Here is an 18,800-nt window from a genome sequence, read left to right as displayed (position 1 = left end):
CAGAAATGCCTAGCGCCTGAGATGCCCGAGCGGCACGTGGCCCGGCCCCTTGATGTTCTGCAGCACCAGCTGTGTGTGGACGTCGCGCACGCCGTCGAGCCGCATCAGCCGGTGCATGACAAAGGCGTTGAGCTCGTCGACCGACGGCACCATCACATGCAGCAGGAAATCGTGGTCGCCGGTCATCGTCCAGCACGAGGATACTTCGTCCATGCGCTGCACGGCGGCGATGAAGGCTTCGGGCGAGCCATCGCTGTGGCTGGTGAGCCGCACCTCGATGAACACCTCGACCATCAGTCCGACGGCGCGGCGGCTGAGCACGGCGGCAAATCCCTTGATGATGCCGGTATCCTGCATCGCCTCGAAACGCCGCGCGCAAGGTGTGGTCGACAGGCCGATTTCCTGGGCGAGTTCGGACACCGGCTTGCGTCCATCGCGCTGCAGGATGTCGAGCATCTTGATCTCGAACTCGTCAAACTGAGGCATTTTCACTCTCCAGTGGCGCGTGTTGAGTGAATATTATCTCGAATATCCCGTTTGAGCCATCATCAAAACCGATTTGCCTCGGCAAGTCAGGTTAGCCTTGCGGCAGAATTCGCCATTGATGATTTGCGAGGAGAACAGCCATGACGATGAGTGTTGCCGACTACGCCCGCGATTGCGCGGCACAGGGCCTGCGCGGCGACTATTCGGTCTGCCGTGCCGATTTCACCGTGGCGCAAGGCTACGACTACTCTGCCAGCGAACAGGCGGTGTGGCGCACGCTTTGCGACCGCCAGACGAAGCTGACGCAGCAACTGGCGCACCATTCCTATCTCGACGGCGTTGCCGCCCTTGGCCTGCTCGACAAGATCCCGGATTTCGGCGCGGTCAGCGAAAAACTGCGCAAGCTCACCGGCTGGGAAATCGTCGCCGTGCCGGGGCTTATTCCCGCCGCCCCTTTCTTCGACCATCTCGCCAACCGCCGCTTCCCGGTCACCAACTGGCTGCGCACCGAACAGGAGCTCGACTACATTGTCGAGCCGGACATGTTCCATGACTTCTTCGGCCACGTGCCGATCCTGACGCAGCCGGTGTTTGCCGATTTCATGCAGATGTATGGGCAGAAGGCCGAGAACGTGATCGCGCTGGGCGGCGACGAGATGATCACCCGCCTCTACTGGTACACCGCCGAATACGGGCTGATGCAGGAGCCTGGTCAGCCCCTGAAGGCGTTCGGCGCCGGGCTGATGTCGTCCTTCACCGAATTGCAGTTCGCCGTCGCCAGCAAGGATGCCCACCACGTTCCCTTCGACCTCGAAACGGTGATGCGCACCATCTACGAGATCGACAAGTTCCAGCGTGCCTATTTCGTGCTGCCGTCCTTCGACGTGCTGCGCGACGCCTTCCAGACCGCCGACATGGCTGACATCGTCGGCCGCCGCAAAGGCCAGCCGGCGCTCGACCCGGCCACTGTGTAAAGGGTCAGTCGGTCTCGGCCTTCAGCCGCGCCAGCTGGTCGCGCTGCAGGTCGAGGGCCGTGGTGACGAAACGCGATATGGTGGCGAGCTCAGCGTCGCTGAAGGTGGCGATGACTTTTTCGCCTTCCCGCGCAATGGCGCCGTAGTAGCGCGCCGACAGGTCTCGCGTCGCCTCGGTTGCCTCGATCACCACCTTGCGCCTGTCCTCCAGACTGCGCGTGCGCGTGAGCAGGCCGCGCGCCTCCAGCCTGTCGATCAGCGCCGTCACCGCGGCCGGCGTCAGCCCGGTTGCCGTGGCGATCGCACCAGCCGATTGCGGGCCGCCATAGAGCAGCCCGATGCAATGGCGTTCCGCCATGTTCAGCCCGAGCCTCACCCCCACGGCTTCGTCATAGGCCTGCGTCGCGTCCTGCCATTGCATGATGGCCAGGCCGATAGCCGTGGTCATTTCGTTGCGATTTTCGCTTGACGAATTTAGTTCGATCATCTAACTATCAATCTGTCTAACATTTAGACCGTAATAACAATATGCGGCGGCGACCCGGACATAGCAAGGGCCAACCGCAAACAAGGAGTGAAAAATGAGCTTGATCCAACAGCGTGCGCCCCTCTCCCACGAGGAAGAGTTCAAATACGCCAAGCTGGCGATGGAATGGTACGGCTGGGGTTCCCCCATCGGCCTCGGCATCCTGCTGGTATCGCTGGCTGCCGCCGCCGTGCTGGTGCGTATCGCCGTCTACGGTCTTTAGAGGCTGTCCCGTCCCGATGGACCCGGGATGAGGCCCTGTGTTCCCGAAAACCGGTTTCGGGATCATGCTCTAGGCCAGATCAGAATCCACCCAAAGGCGCGCCAGGGCGGTGCCGGCAGCAATCACTGCTGCCGGCGCCGCCGGCTTTTTGGCGGTCAGACGGGTGATGACCTGCGTCACACCGCGATGATTTTGCTGAGATGATCGCCGAGCCGGCAGGCCAGGGCGGTGATGGTCGTCGTTGGATTGCACTCGCCCGAGGTGCAGAACACCGAGGAGCCGCCGACATAGAGGTTCTCCATGCCGTGCACCTTGGAGTTGGCGTCGACGACGCTCTTGGCCACGTCGGTGCCCATGCGGGTGCCGCCCATGTGATGGTGGCCGGCCAGTTCCTCATTGGTCGGATAGTCCTCGCCTTTGGTGAGCCAGTCGGCGATGCGCACCCGGCCGAGATCCTTCTGCACCAATGTCGTGCCGAACAGCCGCAGTCCCTCAAGGATGGTGCGGCGTTCCAGCTCCGATTTCTTCCAATGCAGTTCGATGCGCGGCACACCGGCGTGGTCGACGTCGGTCTTCGACAGTTCGATCTGGTTCGAGGCCAGCGGCGCCTGTTCCCAAGCGACATAGAGCTGGGCGGCGCAGCGCAGGTTCTGGCTGAGCTGGTAGGCGACCCATTCGGCCGCGTCGGGCGCCGTGCAGGCGAGGTCGGCGATCAGACCCTTGACGCCGGCATAGGGCGTTTCGATCAGCCGGATACCGAAATTCATGATCTGCAGGCGCTCCATCGCGGCAAGCGTCGGCGAGAAGAAAGCCTCGTTGACGGCGTCGACCTGGAACTCGCCATAGTCGGCCAGGATGGCATTGCCGCCCTCGAAGGTCGGGTGCTCCATCCAGTAACGGCCGAGTGCCGTCGCATTCGGCACCACGCCGCCGTTCGAGCGCTGGTTCGACCACAAAAGCAGCCGTGAATTCTCCAACCCGCCGGTGCAGGCGATGAAATAATCGGCAGTAAAGGAGCCGGCATCCTGGCCGTTCGACCAGAGTTTGGCGCCGGTTACCTTTTTGCCGTCACCGGCAAGCTCGGTGGCATAGGTGTTGAGCACGACGGCGATGTTCTTGCTCTTGTCGAGCTCGTCGGCGAATTTTTCGCCAAAGCGCACCGCCGGGCTCTTGATCAGCTGCACCCAGCGAATGTCGTCCGAAATTGGCACATCCGGCTGGAAAGCCGGCAGTTCCAGAATATCGTGCACTTCCGGCAGATAGGGCTCGATATCGGCGCGGCTGATCGGCCAGCCGGTATCGGGCGCCCAGGTCTTGGGCTCGAAGTCCTGTTTGTCCAGCACGCGGCACCAGCCGGCCCAGTGGTTCGAACTGCCGCCCATGAAGCGCAGCCGGGTGATGTCGAGATCGAAATAGGGATCGCCGACCGTGGTGCCGCGGTAGAAATCCTGCGAATCGTCGCTGAATTCCCGCGAACCCGCCTCCAGCACGACAACCGGAATGCCGGCGGCGCCAAGCTTCCTGGCGATTGTGGTGCCGGCAGGTCCCGAGCCGAGGATGCAGACCTTGGCGGCAAAGTTCGCGGCTTTGAACGTCTCATAGCTGTCGAAAATCATGCCAGATCGCTCCGCTTCAGGATCCAGCCATTGACCTCGACGATCTCATTTGGGTCGACGAAAGGGGGGTCGGTATCGGGCAGGCGGCGCAGCAGCGACAGCGCCGGCAGTGCCATCAGCGCCTGGACGATCGTGCGGCGTGATATTCTCTTGACGAAGAAACTCATGACACGTCTCTCGATGGAACTTCGATCCCGCATGGCGTTCTCTGAACGGCACACGAGCCCCGGGAGATGCCAATCTCGTGCCAACCTAGCCGGAACCTGATTTCAGGCGGGTAAACGGCATGGTTGAGTGAGAACAAGGTTAGCAATTGCCTAACAAGCGCGGCGGGCTTAAGCGGGACTTCAGGCGGCTTCGGAAATGTCCCGGTCGAGGATCGACAGATTGCGGCCGCGATGCTTGGCCTCGTAGAGCCGCCGGTCGGCGGCACGCATCAGGTCCGACACATTGACGTCTTCTGCGCAGGTGACGCCGCCAATGCTGACAGTCAGCGGAACCGTTCGCTCGTCAACCGGACGAAAGCGGATCAGTTCGACTTCGCGGCGGATGCGCTCGGCGACGCGTTTGGCTTCCTGTTCGGTGGCGCCGACCAGGAAGGCGCCGAATTCCTCGCCGCCGATGCGGCCGAGCACGTCGCCGCTGCGCACGCCGCGTTCGATGGCGCTGGCGATCAAAAGCAGCGCGTCATCGCCGGTCAGGTGGCCGAAACTGTCGTTGATGGCCTTGAAATGGTCGGCATCGATGATCAGCAGCGCACCGCGATCGGCTTTGCGCCGGGAGCCGTCGAGCGCGGCAAAGAAGCTCTCGCGATTGAGCATGCCGGTCATGTCGTCGCGGCTCGCTTTTTCCGACAGCCGCCGGTGGGCAGCGGCGAGTTGAGCGTGGGCGCGAGCGAGTTCGCGATGCGCGCTTTTCAACCTGTCGCTCTGCCAGAAGGTGCTGGCGGTGGCGAGCCAGGCGAGGGCCAGCGGACAGACCGTCGAGCTCAACCAGATGGTGCGGCTGACCGGGAATCCCATCGCGGGAACGATGATCAGCGTCAACAGAAGCGAGGTTGCAACTGAGGCGAAAGCGACGGTGGCGGACTTTAGAAATATGCGGTTCATCGCTGGCTCCCACTGAACCGTCTCTGTGCCAGCAAGCCCTGAAGGTCACCTTTCGGCGATGCCTAAAATTTGAATCTTGGCACCACTTTCGTCACGTTCGACGCGTATAAGTTGTGGATAAATCCCCCTGTCAGGGAAATCGTTTCGTGCCATAAGACGGGTATGACCACGCTCCCTGATCCCGCCCGCTTCGCCCACGTCACCGACTGGGTGTTCGACCTCGACAACACTCTCTATCCGCATCACTCGAACCTGTTTTCGCAGATCGACGTCAAGATGACCGCCTATGTCGGCGAGCTGCTGACGCTGCCGCGCGACGAGGCGCGCAAGCTGCAGAAGGAGCTCTACCAGGAGTACGGCACGACGCTGAACGGGCTGATGACGCGCCATGGCATCGACCCCGACGACTTTCTCGAGAAGGTCCACGACATCGATTATTCATGGCTGGTGCCCGATCCCGTGCTCGGCACCGCGATCCGCCAGCTTCCAGGCCGCAAGTTCATCTTCACCAATGGCGACCGCCGGCATGCGGAACGCACCGCGCGCCAGCTCGGCATTCTCGAGCATTTCGATGACATCTTCGACATCGTCGCCGCCGGGCTGACGCCGAAGCCGTCGCGGCAGACCTATGAGAAATTCGCCGAACTGCACGCCGTCACCGGCCACAATGCGGTGATGTTCGAGGATCTGGCCCGCAATCTGGCCGTGCCTAAATCACTCGGCATGACCACGGTGCTCATCGTGCCGCGCAATTTCGAGCCGACCTTCGCGGAAATCTGGGAACGCGATCCGGCCAATGAGGACGACGTGGATTTCGTCACCGACGACCTCGCGACATTTCTCACGGCGATTGTGGAGGGGGTGGAGGAATTGAAGAACTGAGGAATTGGGGAATTGAAGAACTGGGGAATTGATCCGGAACGCAGAGACCGCGATGCCCTCATTCTTCAATTCTTCAATTCTTCAATTCTTCAATTCTTCAATTCCCCAGTTCCCCGCCCTACTCCCCTAATTTGTAGAAGCGCCTGATGATCCCCCAGGCTTCGTCGGCGGTGTCGACGAAATCGATGATGTCCTGGTCGCCGGGCGTGATCGTGCCTTGCTCGGCGAGGAAATCGAGATCGATCGCCCGCTTCCAGAACGATTTGCCGAACAGGATTACCGGAACACGCTCCATGCGGCCGGTCTGGATCAGGGTCAGCGTCTCGAAGAATTCGTCCATCGTGCCGAAGCCGCCCGGAAACACCGCCACGGCCTTGGCGCGCATGACGAAATGCATCTTGCGGATGGCGAAATAGTGGAAGTTGAAACACAGTTCCGGCGTCACATAGGCGTTCGGCGCCTGCTCGTGCGGCAGCACGATGTTGAGGCCGATCGACGGGGCGCCGACATCGTCGGCGCCGCGGTTGCCGGCTTCCATGACGCCCGGCCCGCCGCCGGTCACCACGACGAATTCGCGGTAGTAGGAGGCGGCCGACTGCTGCGAGCAGAGGCGGGCGAATTTGCGCGCCTCCTCGTAATATTTGCTGTTTTCCTCGAGATTCTTCTTCTGCGTCTCGTTCTTGGCCGCCCAGGCTTCGCCGCCCGGTTCTGGAATGCGCGCGCCGCCGAACAGGATCACCGTCGAGCGGATGCCGCGTTCGGCGAGGATCATCTCCGGTTTCAAGAGTTCGAGCTGCAGCCGCACCGCACGCAATTCGCGCCGCGTCATGAATTCCGGATCGTTCCAGGCCAGACGATAGGTTTCGGCGCGCGTCTGCGGCGTGTCGGGTACGCTTTTCGACCGCTCCAGATCCTCGTCCGAATGCGGCAGCGGYGTCCATCCCGCCTTTTCCATAGGTGTCATATCAGTTTACCCGTCCAAATAATTCACTTGCGCCGTCCCGTGACGCAGCCGCGATTGACCCTCCCCATGCCTTCACATAAGCAGGTTCCGCAAAAGTGTCCTGCGGTTTTGCGACAAGAACCTGCTACATGCAAAGACCTGAGCAGACGAAGCATGCCCAAGGCCCGCGCGACTTTCAAAACAGGTTAAGGCGCTGCCCCTTAACAGCTTGGTAATGGAGCGAATTCATGTCGAAGCCCGATCTGGCGAGCCTCGAAAAGACCATCGAAAAGGCCTTCGAGGAGCGCGATACGATTTCGTCCGCAACCCGCGGCGAGACGCGCGACGCCATTCATGCGGCGCTCGACCTGCTCGACCGGGGGGCCGTGCGCGTCGCCGAGCGCCAGGCCGACGGCAAATGGCACGTCAACCAGTGGCTGAAGAAGGCCGTTCTTTTGTCCTTCCGGCTCAACCCGATGGAGATCATCAAGGGTGGTCCCGGCGAAGCCGTGTGGTGGGACAAGGTGCCGTCGAAGTTCGACGGCTGGAGCGCGGTCGATTTCGAGAAGGCAGGCTTTCGCGCCGTGCCGTCGTCGATCGTGCGCCGTTCCGCCTATGTCGCGCCGGGCGCCGTGCTGATGCCGTCCTTCGTCAATGTCGGCGCCTATGTCGATTCCGGCACGATGGTCGACACCTGGGCCTCGGTCGGCTCCTGCGCCCAGATCGGCAAGAACGTGCATCTGTCGGGCGGCGTCGGCATTGGCGGCGTGCTGGAGCCGATGCAGGCCGGCCCGACCATCATCGAGGACAATTGCTTCATCGGCGCGCGCTCCGAAGTGGTCGAAGGCTGCATCGTGCGCGAAGGCTCGGTGCTCGGCATGGGCGTCTTCATCGGCCAGTCGACCAAGATCGTCGACCGCGCCACCGGCGAGGTCTTTTATGGCGAAGTGCCGCCGAATTCCGTCGTCGTCGCCGGCTCGATGCCGGGCAAGGCTTTCCCGAACAACGAGCCGGGCCCGGGCCTCTATTGCGCCGTCATCGTCAAGCGGGTCGACGCCAAGACCCGATCCAAGACCTCGATCAACGAATTGCTGCGCGATTGACCGACAAGCCGCAACTTCCCTGGCTCTTCTTCAGCCTCTCGGGCCGCGTCAGCCCGAGCGCATACGTGCTGGCGGGTCTGCTGCTGCTGGTCGCCCAGTTTTTCCCGCTCTACCAGTTCGCCAGACTGGAGCCTGGCACCCCTAACAGTCAGATCTGGGCGGTTGTGTTCTGGTCCGTGCTGCTGATTTCGACGTGGTCGAGCTTCGCCGTGACCGCAAAGCGCTTCCATGATTTCGGCAAGCCGACCTACTATGCGTTGATCTCCCTTGTCATTGGCCCCATTCTTCTCATCATCCTGGCGTGCTTCAGGAGCGATCCTGGGCCCAACCGCTACGGCAAACGCACCAATGCGCCGGGTGAACCCTGAGCGCCGATCGGACCTCTTGTCATGCGCTACCGCACGCTTGATCCGAAACTGATCATCGACACCGCCGAGCGGCTGGAAAGCCGGGTCGCCGAGCGTTTTCCCGATGCCGGCTTGCGCGGCGTCGCCGCCGAGCTGGTGTCGCTGTCGCGCGATCTGACCAAGGCGGCCAAGGCGCTCGAAGCGCCGATCTGGTGGCTGCGCGGCATCATCGTCGCCGCCGTGGTCGCCGGTGCCCTGATCTTCCTGTTCGTCGGCACCATCCTGCCGCTCATTCACATCTCCCAGGCCGACGATGCAGTGCAGTCGGTGCAAGGCATCGAAGCCACGATCAACATGATGATCCTGGCCGTTCTCGGCTTCCTGGCGTTGATCCGCACCGAGGAGCGTATCAAGCGCAAGCAGGTGTTTCGCCAGCTGCACGGCCTGCGCTCGCTGATCCATGTCATCGACATGCATCAGCTGACCAAGGATCCGGCGACGCTTTCGGCCAATTTCAAACCAACCGCTCACTCGCCGGCCCGCATCACCAACGCCGCCGACCTGGCGCGCTACCTCGACTATTGCTCGGAAATGCTGTCGATCACCGGCAAGATCGCGGCGCTGTTCGCGCAGTCGGTCAATGACGATGTGGTCATCGACGGCGTCAACGACATCGAGAATTTGAGCTCCAACCTGTCGCGCAAAATCTGGCAGAAGATCACGCTGATCGAGAGCCATCCGGCGGCGAAACCTGCTCAGGCGTCAGGCCCGGCGCGCCAAGCTGTGCCGCCTCCGCCGCGCGCACCAAAGCGGTAACGCTGGTCAGCAATGGCGCTGGCGTGCCGGCTTTTTCGGCAAGGCGCAGCGCCGCTCCTTGCAATTCACCGATCTCGGTCGGCCGGCCGCGCTGCAGATCGTCCCACATTGACGAGCGTGCTTGCGGATCGATGGCAAGCATGCGCCGCGCCAGCCGCCTGAACAGCCAGTCCGGCAGCCTCAGTACCTTTGGCAGCAGTGCGGGCCGCAGGCCTGCGATGCGCGCCGGCTTGATACCCAGCGCCTTCATGGCCGCCAATGCCTCGTCGATCTGACCAGCCAGGATCAGCCGCCAGCGGCGGTCGGCAAGCTCCGTCGCCAGCGGCAGGCCGGACAGTGCGGCAAGCGCGTTGTTCAGGTTCATCAGCAGCTTGCCCCACAGCACCGCCGTCATGTCGGCATGCGTTTCGACTTCAAGCCCCTCGACATCGAGCCGTTCGGCAAGGCCTGCGACGCCGTCCTCGATCATCACCTTGCCCTCGCTGGCGCGATGCACGCGAAGCGGCGATTGCTCGTCTGGATACTGGACGACGTTGAACGGCACCATGCCGGCGAGTACAAGCCGCTGGCCAAGCCCGGCCCGCAGAATGCTGGCATTGTCGACGCCGTTCTGCAGGCTGACCACCACTGCGTCCGGGCGGGCATGAGCGGCAATCAGCGCGGCCATCTCTCGCGTCGCGCCGCTCTTGACCGTCACCAGGATCAAATCGGCGTTGCGCAAGGCGGCCACCGGATCGGCTGTCACCGAAATCCCGTTCGGCTCGATCAAGCTGTCGCGGCCGTCGAGGTCGGTGATGCGCAATCCGCCTTGCCGCAAAGCCGCGTCGATGCGCGGCCGCGCCAGCAGAATCACCGGCCGGCCAGCCAGCGTCAGGCACCCACCAACGTAGCAACCGATGCTGCCGGCGCCGGCAATGGCGATTGTTTTGGTCCCGTTGGACATCCGATATTCCTGCTGTGGCCTCAACTATACGACATGAAAACCATAATGTCGGCGGCATGGCCGGTCTTCATGTCTGGCCGTGACAGGCCTTTCGCTTTCGACTATCGCTTTGCCCATGACGCTGCCGACCGACCCCGCCGCAAACCTCGCCGCCCTCATCCGCTGCGCTTCCGTAACTCCCGCCGAGGGCGGTGCGTTGAGCGCGCTGGAGACCATGCTGAAGCCGCTCGGCTTTTCCGTCGAGCGGCCGGTGTTTTCTGAAGGCGGCACGCCGGACATCGAAAACCTCTACGCACGGCGCTCCGGCAACGGTCCGCATCTGATGTTTGCCGGCCACACCGATGTGGTACCGGTCGGCGACGAAGCCTCCTGGACCCACCCGCCCTTTGCCGCCGAGATCGCCAAGGGCGAGATGTTTGGCCGCGGCGCCGTCGACATGAAGGGCGGCATCGCCTGTTTCATTGCCGCGGTGGCGCGCCATGTCGAGCAAAAGGGCGGCCCCAAGGGTTCGGTCTCGCTGCTGATCACCGGCGACGAGGAAGGCCCGGCCATCAACGGCACGACGAAGCTGCTCGAATGGGCGGCCGGCAAGGGCGAAAAGTGGGATGCGGCGATCGTCGGCGAGCCGACCAACCCGGACGCGCTCGGCGACATGATCAAGATCGGCCGCCGCGGCTCGCTGTCCGGCAGCATCACCGTCAACGGCCGCCAGGGCCACGTCGCCTATCCGCAGCTTGCCGACAACCCGGTGCGCGGGCTGATGAGCCTGGTCGACGCCTTGCTGCACCCGGTCTTCGACAAGGGGACAAAAGACTTCCAGCCGACCAATCTGGAGGTGACCTCGATCGATGTCGGCAATCCGGCCACCAATGTGATCGCGGCGAAGGCGACGGCCACCTTCAACATCCGCTTCAACGACACATGGACCGCCGAGACCGTGCAGACGGAAATCCACAACCGCCTCGACCATGCGTCCAGGCGCAAGAAGTACCGGACGGCCAAGACGCCGCTCGACTATGAGCTTGTCTGGCGCGACCGGCCGAGCCATGTCTTCCTGACGCGCGACGACAAGCTCATCGACACGCTGCGTGGCTCGATCAAGTCGGCGGTCGGCAAGGACCCGGCGCTGTCCACTTCCGGCGGCACCTCGGACGCGCGTTTCATCAAGGACTATTGCCCGGTGGTCGAGTTCGGGCTGGTCGGCAAGACCATGCACATGGTCGACGAACGCGTCGCGCTTGCCGACCTCGAGACGCTGACGCAGATCTACCTGCGCTTCATCGAAGACTGGTTCGAGCGAGGCGTGGCGTAATCATGCTTTCGGCGGATGAAACCTACGCATCTCTAATCGGCGCCTGGCGGCTGATGCTCGGCAAGGCCGACGGATTGCGGCTGCTCGACCTTTCGGCGGACGGTTTCTGGAATTCCTTTTTCGCCATTGTCGTGGCGGCGCCGGCGCTGATCGTTGGCTGGGTCGGCATCGCCAATGTGATCGCCGATCCCGAGGCCATGGCGGGTCGCTTCGGCATGCTCACCCGTCTTGCGACTGTCGAGATCGGCGGCTGGGTACTGCCGCTTGTCGGGCTTGCCTTGGTCGCACCGCGCGTCGGCATTGGCGGGCGCTTCGTCCATTATGTCGTCGCCTACAATTGGGCTATGGCGATTGCTGCCTGGGTGTCGCTGCCGTCAGCATTGCTCAGCCTTTTTGTGCCCTTCACCGACCAGTTCGTCTTGCTGATGATGCTGGCGCTGTTTGTGTTCTCGCAGGGGCTGATCTGGCGGATGACCAATGCGGTCATCGGCAAGGGCGCGGCAGTTGGCAGCGCCGTCTTTTTGGGCATGTTTGTCGCATCACAGCTTGTGTCCTACGCGCTTCAGATGCTGCTCGGCATTTCCATGCCGGATGTGTCCGTCTCCGGATAATCGACGCCGATGAGGAAAAGCCCATCCGGCGGCGCCACCTGGCCGCAGGCGGCGCGGTCGTGCGCTTCGAGCGCAGCCTTGAGATCGGCAATGGTCCAGCCGCCTTCGCCGACACGTTTCAGCGAACCGACCATCGAGCGCACCTGATTGTGCAGGAACGAGCGCGCCGAGGCCCTGACTTCGATCACATCGTCGACCCGGCTGACATCCAGGCGGTCGAGCGTCCGGATCGGGCTGTCGGCCTGGCACTGGGTCGAGCGGAAGGTGGTGAAATCATGCCGCCCGAGCAGCACTTTTGCCGCTTCGTGCATGGCAGCGGCGTCGAGGCGCTTCGGCACCCACCACACCTTGCCCTTGTCGAGCGCGGCGGGCGCGCGGCGATTGACGATGCGGTAGAGATAATGACGGCCGATGGCCGAGAACCGCGCGTCGAAACCATCCGGAACAGCGGCTGCCCTGAGGATGGCGACGCGGGCGCCGGCCATCTGCAGATGGGCGTTGAGGGCGTCGCGCACCTTATCGTTCGGCCACGCCTTGGCGAGGTCGACATGCGCCACCTGGCCGGTGGCGTGGACGCCGGCATCGGTGCGGCCGGCGCCGCGCAGCGAGACCTGCTCGCCACAGAAGCTCTCGATGGCCTGCTCTATCGCCTGCTGCACCGAAGGCTGGTCGGCCTGGCGCTGCCAGCCGGCAAACAGACTGCCGTCATATTCGACGTCGAGGCGAAAACGCGGCATGCCCTGCGGTTGCTCTCGCCTAGGCGGCGAGAGCGGAGCTGAAGGCCGAGGCGTAGACCAGCTTGCCGGCCTCGGGCGCCTCGCCCCAGGTCAATGCCTGCAGCGCTTCGCCCTGGTACTCGCTGTCGAACTTTTCGGCGCGCGCATGGGTGTAGCCGAAGCGGCCATAGTAGGCCGGGTCGCCGAGCACCACGGCCAGCGTCTCGCCGGCGTCCTTGAGGCGGATATGCGCCTCGCGGATCAGCGCGCCGCCAATGCCCGAGCCGTGGAAAGACGGCTCGACCGCCAAGGGCGCAAGTGCCACCGCCGGCGAGCTTTTGCCGCCATTCTGGACGAACAGCCGCGAAAACAGGATGTGGCCGACCACCTGCCCGTCTTCTTCCGCCACCAGTTCGACGACGGCATCACCGCCGGTGACCAGCGCGTCGACCAGTCCGGCCTCCGCCTGCTGGCCGAATGCATGTTCCTCGACGAGGCGGATCGCCTCGCGATCCCGCGGCATCGCCGCGCGTATCGACATCATGCTCATGAGAATTTCATTCCTTTTTCGAGCTTGGTTCCGCGCAGAAACTCCTGCACGGCAGCGGGCCTTCCGCCCGCGCGTTGAACTTCGACCAGCCTGATTGCGCCTGACCCGCAGGCGACCGTTAGCCGGTCATCGAGAATTCCTCCCGACTCGCCCAAATCCTCAGAAAGCAACAGGCCATCTGAAAGCGTCGAGCGAAGCAGTTTCAGCCGTTCTGTGCGGCCACCAATTTCAGTTTCGCACCATGCGCCGGGAAAGGGCGACAGGCCGCGAATGTGATTGTGGACTTCGGAAGCAGGCCGTGTCCAGTCCACACGCGTCTCCGATTTATCGATCTTTTTGGCGTAGGTCACCCCCACCATCGCCTGCGTGGTAAATGTCAGGGTGTTTCTTTCCAGCTGCGCCAGCGCTTCTATCATCAACGCGGCGCCAATACTCATCAACCTGTCGTGCAGGTCGCCGGCGGTCATATCGGGTTCGATGGCGCATTTTTCAACCATTGCCACCGGACCGGTGTCCAGACCCGCTTCCATTCGCATCACCATCATGCCGGTCTCGGTATCGCCAGCCATGATCGCGCGCTGGATGGGTGCGGCACCCCGCCAGCGCGGCAACAACGACGCGTGGCCGTTCAGGCAAGCGAGCCGTGGCGCGTCGAGAATAGCCTTGGGCAACAGCAATCCGTAGGCGACGACCACGGCGACATCGACCTGCAAGGCGCGGAAAGCTTCCTGCTCGGCCTCGCCTTTCAGCGACACCGGCGTGTGAACCTCGACGCCCAGCCTCTCCGCTTCGCGCTGCACCGGCGATGGCGTCAGCTCCAGCCCACGACGGCCGGCGGCACGCGGCGGCTGGGTGTAGACGGCAACGATCTCATGCCCGGCCTCGGCGATCGCCCGCAGCGTCGGCACGGAAAATTCAGGCGTACCCATGAAGATGACGCGAAGGGGCATTTTTCGACCCCTATCCCACCAGCTTGCCTGGCACCTTGTCCCTGGCGAGCTTCTTGAACTTCTTCACCACCATGTCGCGCTTCAGCTTCGAGATGTGGTCGATGAACAGCACGCCGTTGAGGTGGTCGATCTCATGCTGCAGGCAGGTCGCCATCAGCCCTTCGGCTTCGAGTTCCTGCGACTTGCCGTCGCGGTCGAGATATTTCACCCGCACGGCCGCCGGTCGCTCGACCTCGGCATAATAGTCCGGGATCGACAGGCAGCCTTCCTCGTAGACCGAGCGCTGGTCGGCGCTTTCGAGGATTTCGGGATTGATGAAGACATGCGGCGCCGGAGTCTCGTCCTCCTTGGCAAGGTCGATCACCAGCATGCGCAGCGGTTCGCCGATCTGGATTGCCGCCAGGCCGATGCCGGGCGCGTCATACATGGTGTCCAGCATGTCGCCGGCCAGCTTGCGCAAGGCGCCGTCGACGCGCTCTACCGGCTTGGAAAGCTGGCGCAGGATGGGATCGGGAAGGATGATAAGCGGCTTGATCGACATGCTTTCTCACCTAAGACCTCGCGCGAAAAGCGTCAACCGGGGCGCTTGCGGTGTCGTTCACGTTTTGATCTGTGCCGGCGGGCCGAATCATCTATGCTGCCCAAATGAATGATCTGACATCAATCCTTTCCGAGCCTGTTGCCCGGCTCGGCGCCACGACGATCACGCTCGGTCATGCGCTGGCGTTCGGGGCGATGCTGTTTCTAGGCCTGTTCCTGGCGCTGGTCGTTGCGCTGTGGCGGTCGGCCAAGGCGCGGACCGTAGCCGCCGCGGAAGCGGCCGACCATGCCCGCGACGCCGAGGCGCGGATGGCCGGCATCCTGCAAAGCCAGGCCGAAATGCAGGGCCGCATGGGCGCCATCGCCGACGTGTTCGGGGCACGGCAGGCCGAGCTGACGCAGTCGATCGGCCAGCGCCTCGACGCGATGACCGGCCGCCTCGGCCAGACCATGACCGAGCAGACGAAATCGACGCATGAGAGCCTGGCCAAACTGCAGGAGCGGCTGGCGATCATCGATGTCGCGCAAGGCAACATCCAGTCGCTCGCCGGCCAGGTCGTGCAATTGCAGGCAATCCTGTCCAACAAGCAGACGCGCGGCGCCTTCGGCCAGTCGCGCATGGAGGCGATCGTCGCCGACGGCCTGCCGATGGGCGCCTACGAATTCCAGGCGACGCTGTCGAATGGCAGCCGGCCCGATTGCCTGGTGAAGATGCCGAACGGCGCGCCGTCGCTGGCCATCGACGCAAAATTTCCGCTGGAAGCCTGGAACGCAATCCGCGCCGCCGACGGCGCCGACCTTCAGAAGGTGGCCGCGCAAGCCTTCCGCCGCGACATCGAGATCCATGTCCGCGATATCTCGGAAAAATACCTGATCCAGGGCGAGACGCAGGACACCGCCTTCATGTTCGTGCCGTCGGAATCGGTGTTCGCCGAGATCCACGAGAATTTCGATGCGCTTATCCAGAAGGCGCACCGCGCCCGCGTCATCATCGTTTCGCCGTCGCTTTTGATGCTGTCGATCCAGGTCATCCAGGCGATCCTCAAGGACGCCCGCATGCGCGAGCAGGCGCATCTGATCCAAGGCGAGGTGATTCGGCTGATGGAGGATGTCGCGCGCGTCGACGAGCGGGTGCGCCGGCTGCAGACGCATTTCACCCAGTCGGCCAAGGACATCGACGACATTCTGGTGTCGACGTCGAAGGTGACCAAGCGCGGCCAGAAGATCGAGGCGCTGGAGTTCGGTGTGCAGCCTGGCGAGGGTGATGCCGGCACGGTCGAGATTGCACGCCCGGCGGTAGCTAAAGCCGAAACGCGCGTTGCCGATTCCAAGACCGGCCAGTTGAGGCTGCGGGTCGTCGAAGGCGACGACTGAGAAGGTGCCGCGCCGGGGCTACTGCTCCTCCACGACGCTGATCCCCTCGAATTCCGGAAGCCAGTGCAGAGCCGACCGGTGCCACTTCTGTTGTGTCGGGACTAAATCCTCGCGCTGCCGCGCGGTCCCCGCTCTGATTCCATAGACTTTCGGGCCATCGCCAACCGACGTCGCGTAGAGATGCGAACCGCAGTCCCCGCAAAAGCCCTGCGCGCGCTTGGCGCCGCTCGATCCTGTCTTGATATAGACCTTGGGCGTACCCTTGGTAATCCGGTACTGGCTCTCAGGCGCGGGAACGGTGACGCGAAAGGCCGTGCCGGTCAGTTGCTGGCAATCCGTGCAATGACAGATAGAGGTCTTTTGCGGGTCGACCTCCGCCTCATAAGTGATGGCGCCGCAATGGCAACCGCCGTCGATTTTCATCCTGGCTCCTCCCGAAATCCGTCCCGCAATCTTAGCGCGGCGGGGTCGTCAGGCAATGGCTGGCGGCTAGTCCAGAGCCTCTCCGGCTGCCGCCTCGACCGCCTTGCGCCGCCGCTCCCAGGTTCCGGTCGTCTGCGGCTTGACGAACAGCCGGGTTATCTCGGGCATTTCCTTCTTCAGCCGCGCCTCGATGCGCTCGACGCAGGCCTCGATCTCGGGCGCCGCCAGATGATCCTCGAACTCGATGCTCAGGCCGGCGACGATCTCCTGTGGACCCATATGCAGCGTCAGCACGCCGTTCGCGCGCTGCACCGCCGGGTCCTGCTGGGCAATGGCCAACACTTGTTTTTGCACCTCAGGCGACGCCGGTTCGCCGAGCAGCAGGCTCTTGCTTTCACGTGCCAGGAAGATCGCGGTGGCGCCCAGGATCAGCGCGATGCCGATCGAGGCGGCACCGTCGAGCTGCGGCATCTCCAACAGGTCGGCCGCCAGTATGCCGGCGAAGGCGACGATCAGGCCGAGAAGGGCGGCACTGTCCTCGAACAGTACGGTGTAAACGCTGGGGTCCTTGCTCGATTGCACGGCTTGCAGCCAGCCCAGCCTGCCCTTCTGCTTGCGAAACTCCTTCAGCGCCACCCACCAGGAACTGCCTTCGAACAGGAAGGACAGGCCAAGGACGATGTAGTTCACCTTGGCATTGGCGACCGGCTCGGGCGCCAGCATGTGGATCACGCCTTCGTAGAACGACACGCCGGCGCCGAGCGCGAAGACCAGCAGTGCAACAATGAAACTCCAGAAGTAGAGCTCGCGACCATGACCGAGCGGATGCGTGCGGTCCGGCGGACGCGCGGCGCGGTGCATGCCGTAGAGCAGCAGGCCGCCATTGCCGGTGTCGACCAGCGAGTGCACGCCTTCCGACAGCATCGCCGAACTGCCGGTGAAGAAGGCGGCGGCGAATTTGGTCAGCGCGATCGCGAGATTGCCGGCGAGCGCCGCGTAGATGACCTTTTTCGACCCGCCATGCGCCGCCATGGTGTGTACTGTCCTGGTTGATGTCTTGAGCTTAGCGGAGCACCCGCCCAAGCTCCACAGCCATTCACAAGGCGGGCTTGCAGATGCACCTACTCGACGATTTCGTCGGTCCACACCTTGAAGCCGGTGAGCAGGCCCGGGCCGAAAATATGGGTCAGCGGCACGTCGGCTGCGTCGCGGCCGGAGGCGATCAGGATGCGGCCGATGCGCGGTGCGTTGTTGCGCGGATCGAAGACATGCCAGCGACCGCCGAGATAGACCTCCATCCAGGCGGCGAAGTCCATACTCGCCCAGGGTTTGGGCAGGCCGATGTCGCTGATGTAGCCGGTGCAGTAGCGCGTCGGGATGTTGAGCGCGCGGCAGAAAGTGACGGCAAGATGCGCGAAGTCGCGGCAGACGCCGCTTTGCTCGCGATAGGCTTCGGCGGCGGTGCGCGTCGGCCGCGCATTGCCGTAACTGAAGACGATGTGGTTGTGGACGAAATCGCAGACCGCCTGCACGCGTGCAATGCCGAGCGGTGTGTGACCGAACAGCCGCCAGGCTTCGCTGGCCAGCAGGTCGCTCTCGCAAAAGCGGCTGGGCAACAGGAACAAAAGCGTGTCCGACGGCAGGTCGCGCACCTCATGCTGCCAGGCCATCAGGTCGCCCATTTCGAACGTGCCGGGGTCGCGGATCACCGCATCGGTGCCGAAGGTGAAGCGGCCGGGCGGGGCGACAAAACGGTTGCACCAATTGCCGAAACTGTCGCGGTAGCTCTGGATCGGCACCGGCGGATTGGAGGTCAGGAAATCCGGGCGCTCGAGATCGGATGCTCTGCTATAGTGGACGTTGAGCATCGCGATCAGCGGCGTTTCCTGCGGAAAGTCGAAGCTCATCTCGCAGCCGATGTGGATTCGCATCTTTGTCCTGACCGGCCTGCCTGATCATCACCCGGCGAAGGCACGGGCCGATGCTGCAGTGCGAAGACAACCATGACACAGACCGACATGGTTTACGAGCAAATTAGAAACCGGTTGAAAGCGGCCGGCTGGCGGTGGCGACAGGGGCTAGCCTCTTGCAGTCGGGCGTTTCTCTTGTTTCACTTGCCTTCCCACAATTGGAGGAACGAATCATGGCTAAAGGTGCGATGAAAGCGGGCAAGGAAGCCCGCAAGCCGAAGAAGGACGCCAAGAAGCCCGCCGCGGCCCCGGCCCTGAAGGCGCCGCCGGTCAAGGCGATGAAGCTGAAGGAGCGGTAGGCCTCGGCCATCCGTTTCGGTAAAGGTTTTACCGGCGGTGCTCAGGTGCCGCCGGCGCTGCTGTTGATTGACCCCACGCAAGTTTCT

The 18,800-nt window shown here is 63.2% G+C and carries 24 protein-coding genes; 10 read left to right on the top strand and 14 right to left on the bottom strand.

Annotated elements, in window-relative coordinates:
* Nucleotides 1-9: 9 nt before the first annotated feature.
* Nucleotides 10-486 carry an Lrp/AsnC family transcriptional regulator gene (locus AC1DXN_RS14545; protein ID WP_477274145.1) on the bottom strand — a complete coding sequence of 159 codons (477 nt, stop codon included), beginning with the start codon at nucleotides 484-486 and terminating at the stop codon, nucleotides 10-12.
* A gap of 140 nt (nucleotides 487-626) precedes the next feature.
* On the opposite strand from AC1DXN_RS14545, the gene phhA reads away from it, so the two are divergent.
* Nucleotides 627-1,460 (top strand): phenylalanine 4-monooxygenase, encoded by an 834-nt coding sequence (phhA, locus tag AC1DXN_RS14540; protein WP_477274144.1) that lies wholly within the window; start codon nucleotides 627-629, stop codon nucleotides 1,458-1,460.
* Nucleotides 1,461-1,464: 4 nt separating this feature from the next.
* On the opposite strand, the gene AC1DXN_RS14535 is transcribed toward phhA, so the two are convergent.
* Nucleotides 1,465-1,947 (bottom strand): MarR family winged helix-turn-helix transcriptional regulator, encoded by a 483-nt coding sequence (locus tag AC1DXN_RS14535; protein ID WP_477240486.1) that lies wholly within the window; start codon nucleotides 1,945-1,947, stop codon nucleotides 1,465-1,467.
* A 94-nt stretch (nucleotides 1,948-2,041) separates the two neighbouring features.
* Here AC1DXN_RS14535 and AC1DXN_RS14530 point away from each other — a divergent pair, with 94 nt between their 5' ends.
* On the top strand, nucleotides 2,042-2,209 hold the full coding sequence (locus AC1DXN_RS14530; RefSeq protein WP_352635611.1) for a hypothetical protein: 168 nt from the start codon (nucleotides 2,042-2,044) through the stop codon (nucleotides 2,207-2,209).
* Nucleotides 2,210-2,385: 176 nt separating this feature from the next.
* On the opposite strand, the gene AC1DXN_RS14525 is transcribed toward AC1DXN_RS14530, so the two are convergent.
* The 3 genes from AC1DXN_RS14525 to AC1DXN_RS14515 form a co-directional block, all read right to left on the bottom strand.
* A complete protein-coding gene (locus AC1DXN_RS14525; protein WP_477274142.1) occupies nucleotides 2,386-3,825 on the bottom strand; it encodes a GMC oxidoreductase in 1,440 nt (479 codons plus the stop codon).
* The gene (locus AC1DXN_RS14520; RefSeq protein ID WP_477240482.1) at nucleotides 3,822-3,992 is read right to left on the bottom strand and encodes a hypothetical protein; all 171 of its coding nucleotides are present in this window, start codon (nucleotides 3,990-3,992) and stop codon (nucleotides 3,822-3,824) included. Before AC1DXN_RS14520 ends, AC1DXN_RS14525 begins: the two co-directional genes overlap by 4 nt.
* A gap of 180 nt (nucleotides 3,993-4,172) precedes the next feature.
* Nucleotides 4,173-4,934 carry a GGDEF domain-containing protein gene (locus tag AC1DXN_RS14515; protein ID WP_477274140.1) on the bottom strand — a complete coding sequence of 254 codons (762 nt, stop codon included), beginning with the start codon at nucleotides 4,932-4,934 and terminating at the stop codon, nucleotides 4,173-4,175.
* A gap of 162 nt (nucleotides 4,935-5,096) precedes the next feature.
* Between AC1DXN_RS14515 and AC1DXN_RS14510 the strand changes: the two genes are divergently transcribed.
* On the top strand, nucleotides 5,097-5,816 hold the full coding sequence (locus tag AC1DXN_RS14510; protein ID WP_477240478.1) for a pyrimidine 5'-nucleotidase: 720 nt from the start codon (nucleotides 5,097-5,099) through the stop codon (nucleotides 5,814-5,816).
* A gap of 118 nt (nucleotides 5,817-5,934) precedes the next feature.
* On the opposite strand, the gene AC1DXN_RS14505 is transcribed toward AC1DXN_RS14510, so the two are convergent.
* Nucleotides 5,935-6,780 (bottom strand): LOG family protein, encoded by an 846-nt coding sequence (locus tag AC1DXN_RS14505; RefSeq protein ID WP_477240476.1) that lies wholly within the window; start codon nucleotides 6,778-6,780, stop codon nucleotides 5,935-5,937.
* Nucleotides 6,781-7,007: 227 nt separating this feature from the next.
* Between AC1DXN_RS14505 and dapD the strand changes: the two genes are divergently transcribed.
* From dapD to AC1DXN_RS14490, 3 genes are read left to right on the top strand one after another with little or no spacing between them, the layout of a single operon-like run.
* Nucleotides 7,008-7,862, top strand: coding sequence for a 2,3,4,5-tetrahydropyridine-2,6-dicarboxylate N-succinyltransferase (dapD, locus tag AC1DXN_RS14500; protein WP_477274138.1), 855 nt, complete (start codon nucleotides 7,008-7,010; stop codon nucleotides 7,860-7,862).
* Nucleotides 7,859-8,230 carry a DUF805 domain-containing protein gene (locus AC1DXN_RS14495; RefSeq protein ID WP_477240472.1) on the top strand — a complete coding sequence of 124 codons (372 nt, stop codon included), beginning with the start codon at nucleotides 7,859-7,861 and terminating at the stop codon, nucleotides 8,228-8,230. Before dapD ends, AC1DXN_RS14495 begins: the two co-directional genes overlap by 4 nt.
* Before the next feature lie 21 nt (nucleotides 8,231-8,251).
* On the top strand, nucleotides 8,252-9,025 hold the full coding sequence (locus tag AC1DXN_RS14490; RefSeq protein ID WP_477274136.1) for a hypothetical protein: 774 nt from the start codon (nucleotides 8,252-8,254) through the stop codon (nucleotides 9,023-9,025).
* Here the strand turns inward: AC1DXN_RS14490 and AC1DXN_RS14485 are convergent.
* Nucleotides 8,928-9,968 (bottom strand): 2-dehydropantoate 2-reductase, encoded by a 1,041-nt coding sequence (locus AC1DXN_RS14485; protein WP_477274134.1) that lies wholly within the window; start codon nucleotides 9,966-9,968, stop codon nucleotides 8,928-8,930. The genes AC1DXN_RS14490 and AC1DXN_RS14485 overlap by 98 nt on opposite strands.
* Before the next feature lie 115 nt (nucleotides 9,969-10,083).
* On the opposite strand from AC1DXN_RS14485, the gene dapE reads away from it, so the two are divergent.
* Nucleotides 10,084-11,280 (top strand): succinyl-diaminopimelate desuccinylase, encoded by a 1,197-nt coding sequence (gene dapE, locus AC1DXN_RS14480; RefSeq protein ID WP_477274132.1) that lies wholly within the window; start codon nucleotides 10,084-10,086, stop codon nucleotides 11,278-11,280.
* A gap of 2 nt (nucleotides 11,281-11,282) precedes the next feature.
* Complete coding sequence (locus AC1DXN_RS14475) at nucleotides 11,283-11,891, top strand: transporter (RefSeq protein ID WP_477274130.1); 609 nt, start codon at nucleotides 11,283-11,285, stop codon at nucleotides 11,889-11,891.
* Here AC1DXN_RS14475 and truA read toward each other — a convergent pair.
* The 4 genes from truA to def are packed head-to-tail and all read right to left on the bottom strand — an operon-like array spanning nucleotide 11,843 to nucleotide 14,648.
* Nucleotides 11,843-12,628 carry a tRNA pseudouridine(38-40) synthase TruA gene (gene truA, locus AC1DXN_RS14470; RefSeq protein WP_477274128.1) on the bottom strand — a complete coding sequence of 262 codons (786 nt, stop codon included), beginning with the start codon at nucleotides 12,626-12,628 and terminating at the stop codon, nucleotides 11,843-11,845. The genes AC1DXN_RS14475 and truA overlap by 49 nt on opposite strands.
* Nucleotides 12,629-12,647: 19 nt before the next feature.
* Complete coding sequence (locus tag AC1DXN_RS14465) at nucleotides 12,648-13,157, bottom strand: GNAT family N-acetyltransferase (RefSeq protein WP_477274126.1); 510 nt, start codon at nucleotides 13,155-13,157, stop codon at nucleotides 12,648-12,650.
* A complete protein-coding gene (gene fmt / locus AC1DXN_RS14460) occupies nucleotides 13,154-14,107 on the bottom strand; it encodes a methionyl-tRNA formyltransferase (RefSeq protein WP_477274124.1) in 954 nt (317 codons plus the stop codon). The genes AC1DXN_RS14465 and fmt overlap by 4 nt, the downstream gene beginning before the upstream one ends.
* A 10-nt stretch (nucleotides 14,108-14,117) precedes the next feature.
* Nucleotides 14,118-14,648, bottom strand: coding sequence for a peptide deformylase (def, locus tag AC1DXN_RS14455; RefSeq protein ID WP_477274122.1), 531 nt, complete (start codon nucleotides 14,646-14,648; stop codon nucleotides 14,118-14,120).
* A gap of 104 nt (nucleotides 14,649-14,752) precedes the next feature.
* Here def and AC1DXN_RS14450 point away from each other — a divergent pair, with 104 nt between their 5' ends.
* A complete protein-coding gene (locus AC1DXN_RS14450) occupies nucleotides 14,753-16,021 on the top strand; it encodes a DNA recombination protein RmuC (RefSeq protein WP_477274120.1) in 1,269 nt (422 codons plus the stop codon).
* An 18-nt stretch (nucleotides 16,022-16,039) separates the two neighbouring features.
* Here the strand turns inward: AC1DXN_RS14450 and AC1DXN_RS14445 are convergent, their stop codons facing one another.
* The 3 genes from AC1DXN_RS14445 to AC1DXN_RS14435 form a co-directional block, all read right to left on the bottom strand.
* Complete coding sequence (locus tag AC1DXN_RS14445; RefSeq protein ID WP_477274118.1) at nucleotides 16,040-16,444, bottom strand: GFA family protein; 405 nt, start codon at nucleotides 16,442-16,444, stop codon at nucleotides 16,040-16,042.
* Nucleotides 16,445-16,510: 66 nt separating this feature from the next.
* Entirely contained in the window at nucleotides 16,511-17,476 is a 966-nt protein-coding gene (locus AC1DXN_RS14440; protein WP_477274116.1) for a cation diffusion facilitator family transporter, read from the bottom strand.
* An 89-nt stretch (nucleotides 17,477-17,565) separates the two neighbouring features.
* A complete protein-coding gene (locus AC1DXN_RS14435; RefSeq protein WP_477274114.1) occupies nucleotides 17,566-18,375 on the bottom strand; it encodes a transglutaminase-like domain-containing protein in 810 nt (269 codons plus the stop codon).
* Nucleotides 18,376-18,587: 212 nt separating this feature from the next.
* Here AC1DXN_RS14435 and AC1DXN_RS14430 point away from each other — a divergent pair, with 212 nt between their 5' ends.
* A complete protein-coding gene (locus AC1DXN_RS14430) occupies nucleotides 18,588-18,713 on the top strand; it encodes a hypothetical protein (protein WP_477274112.1) in 126 nt (41 codons plus the stop codon).
* The last annotated feature ends 87 nt before the right edge of the window (nucleotides 18,714-18,800 follow it).

This window comes from Mesorhizobium sp. P2_H9 (assembly GCF_056403215.1).
The sequence above is the reverse complement of the archived record's forward strand: the minus strand, read 5'-3'. Positions and strand labels throughout refer to the sequence as shown.

What these genes read in the sequence shown, in the direction of transcription:
- AC1DXN_RS14545 (WP_477274145.1), bottom strand. Translation starts at nt 486, where the DNA reads ATGCCTCAGTTTGACGAGTTCGAGATCAAGATGCTCGACATCCTGCAG.
- phhA (WP_477274144.1), top strand. Translation starts at nt 627, where the DNA reads ATGACGATGAGTGTTGCCGACTACGCCCGCGATTGCGCGGCACAGGGC.
- AC1DXN_RS14535 (WP_477240486.1), bottom strand. Translation starts at nt 1,947, where the DNA reads ATGATCGAACTAAATTCGTCAAGCGAAAATCGCAACGAAATGACCACG.
- AC1DXN_RS14530 (WP_352635611.1), top strand. Translation starts at nt 2,042, where the DNA reads ATGAGCTTGATCCAACAGCGTGCGCCCCTCTCCCACGAGGAAGAGTTC.
- AC1DXN_RS14525 (WP_477274142.1), bottom strand. Translation starts at nt 3,825, where the DNA reads ATGATTTTCGACAGCTATGAGACGTTCAAAGCCGCGAACTTTGCCGCC.
- AC1DXN_RS14520 (WP_477240482.1), bottom strand. Translation starts at nt 3,992, where the DNA reads ATGAGTTTCTTCGTCAAGAGAATATCACGCCGCACGATCGTCCAGGCG.
- AC1DXN_RS14515 (WP_477274140.1), bottom strand. Translation starts at nt 4,934, where the DNA reads ATGAACCGCATATTTCTAAAGTCCGCCACCGTCGCTTTCGCCTCAGTT.
- AC1DXN_RS14510 (WP_477240478.1), top strand. Translation starts at nt 5,097, where the DNA reads ATGACCACGCTCCCTGATCCCGCCCGCTTCGCCCACGTCACCGACTGG.
- dapD (WP_477274138.1), top strand. Translation starts at nt 7,008, where the DNA reads ATGTCGAAGCCCGATCTGGCGAGCCTCGAAAAGACCATCGAAAAGGCC.
- AC1DXN_RS14490 (WP_477274136.1), top strand. Translation starts at nt 8,252, where the DNA reads ATGCGCTACCGCACGCTTGATCCGAAACTGATCATCGACACCGCCGAG.
- AC1DXN_RS14485 (WP_477274134.1), bottom strand. Translation starts at nt 9,968, where the DNA reads ATGTCCAACGGGACCAAAACAATCGCCATTGCCGGCGCCGGCAGCATC.
- dapE (WP_477274132.1), top strand. Translation starts at nt 10,084, where the DNA reads ATGACGCTGCCGACCGACCCCGCCGCAAACCTCGCCGCCCTCATCCGC.
- AC1DXN_RS14475 (WP_477274130.1), top strand. Translation starts at nt 11,283, where the DNA reads ATGCTTTCGGCGGATGAAACCTACGCATCTCTAATCGGCGCCTGGCGG.
- truA (WP_477274128.1), bottom strand. Translation starts at nt 12,628, where the DNA reads ATGCCGCGTTTTCGCCTCGACGTCGAATATGACGGCAGTCTGTTTGCC.
- AC1DXN_RS14465 (WP_477274126.1), bottom strand. Translation starts at nt 13,157, where the DNA reads ATGAGCATGATGTCGATACGCGCGGCGATGCCGCGGGATCGCGAGGCG.
- fmt (WP_477274124.1), bottom strand. Translation starts at nt 14,107, where the DNA reads ATGCCCCTTCGCGTCATCTTCATGGGTACGCCTGAATTTTCCGTGCCG.
- def (WP_477274122.1), bottom strand. Translation starts at nt 14,648, where the DNA reads ATGTCGATCAAGCCGCTTATCATCCTTCCCGATCCCATCCTGCGCCAG.
- AC1DXN_RS14450 (WP_477274120.1), top strand. Translation starts at nt 14,753, where the DNA reads ATGAATGATCTGACATCAATCCTTTCCGAGCCTGTTGCCCGGCTCGGC.
- AC1DXN_RS14445 (WP_477274118.1), bottom strand. Translation starts at nt 16,444, where the DNA reads ATGAAAATCGACGGCGGTTGCCATTGCGGCGCCATCACTTATGAGGCG.
- AC1DXN_RS14440 (WP_477274116.1), bottom strand. Translation starts at nt 17,476, where the DNA reads ATGGCGGCGCATGGCGGGTCGAAAAAGGTCATCTACGCGGCGCTCGCC.
- AC1DXN_RS14435 (WP_477274114.1), bottom strand. Translation starts at nt 18,375, where the DNA reads ATGCGAATCCACATCGGCTGCGAGATGAGCTTCGACTTTCCGCAGGAA.
- AC1DXN_RS14430 (WP_477274112.1), top strand. Translation starts at nt 18,588, where the DNA reads ATGGCTAAAGGTGCGATGAAAGCGGGCAAGGAAGCCCGCAAGCCGAAG.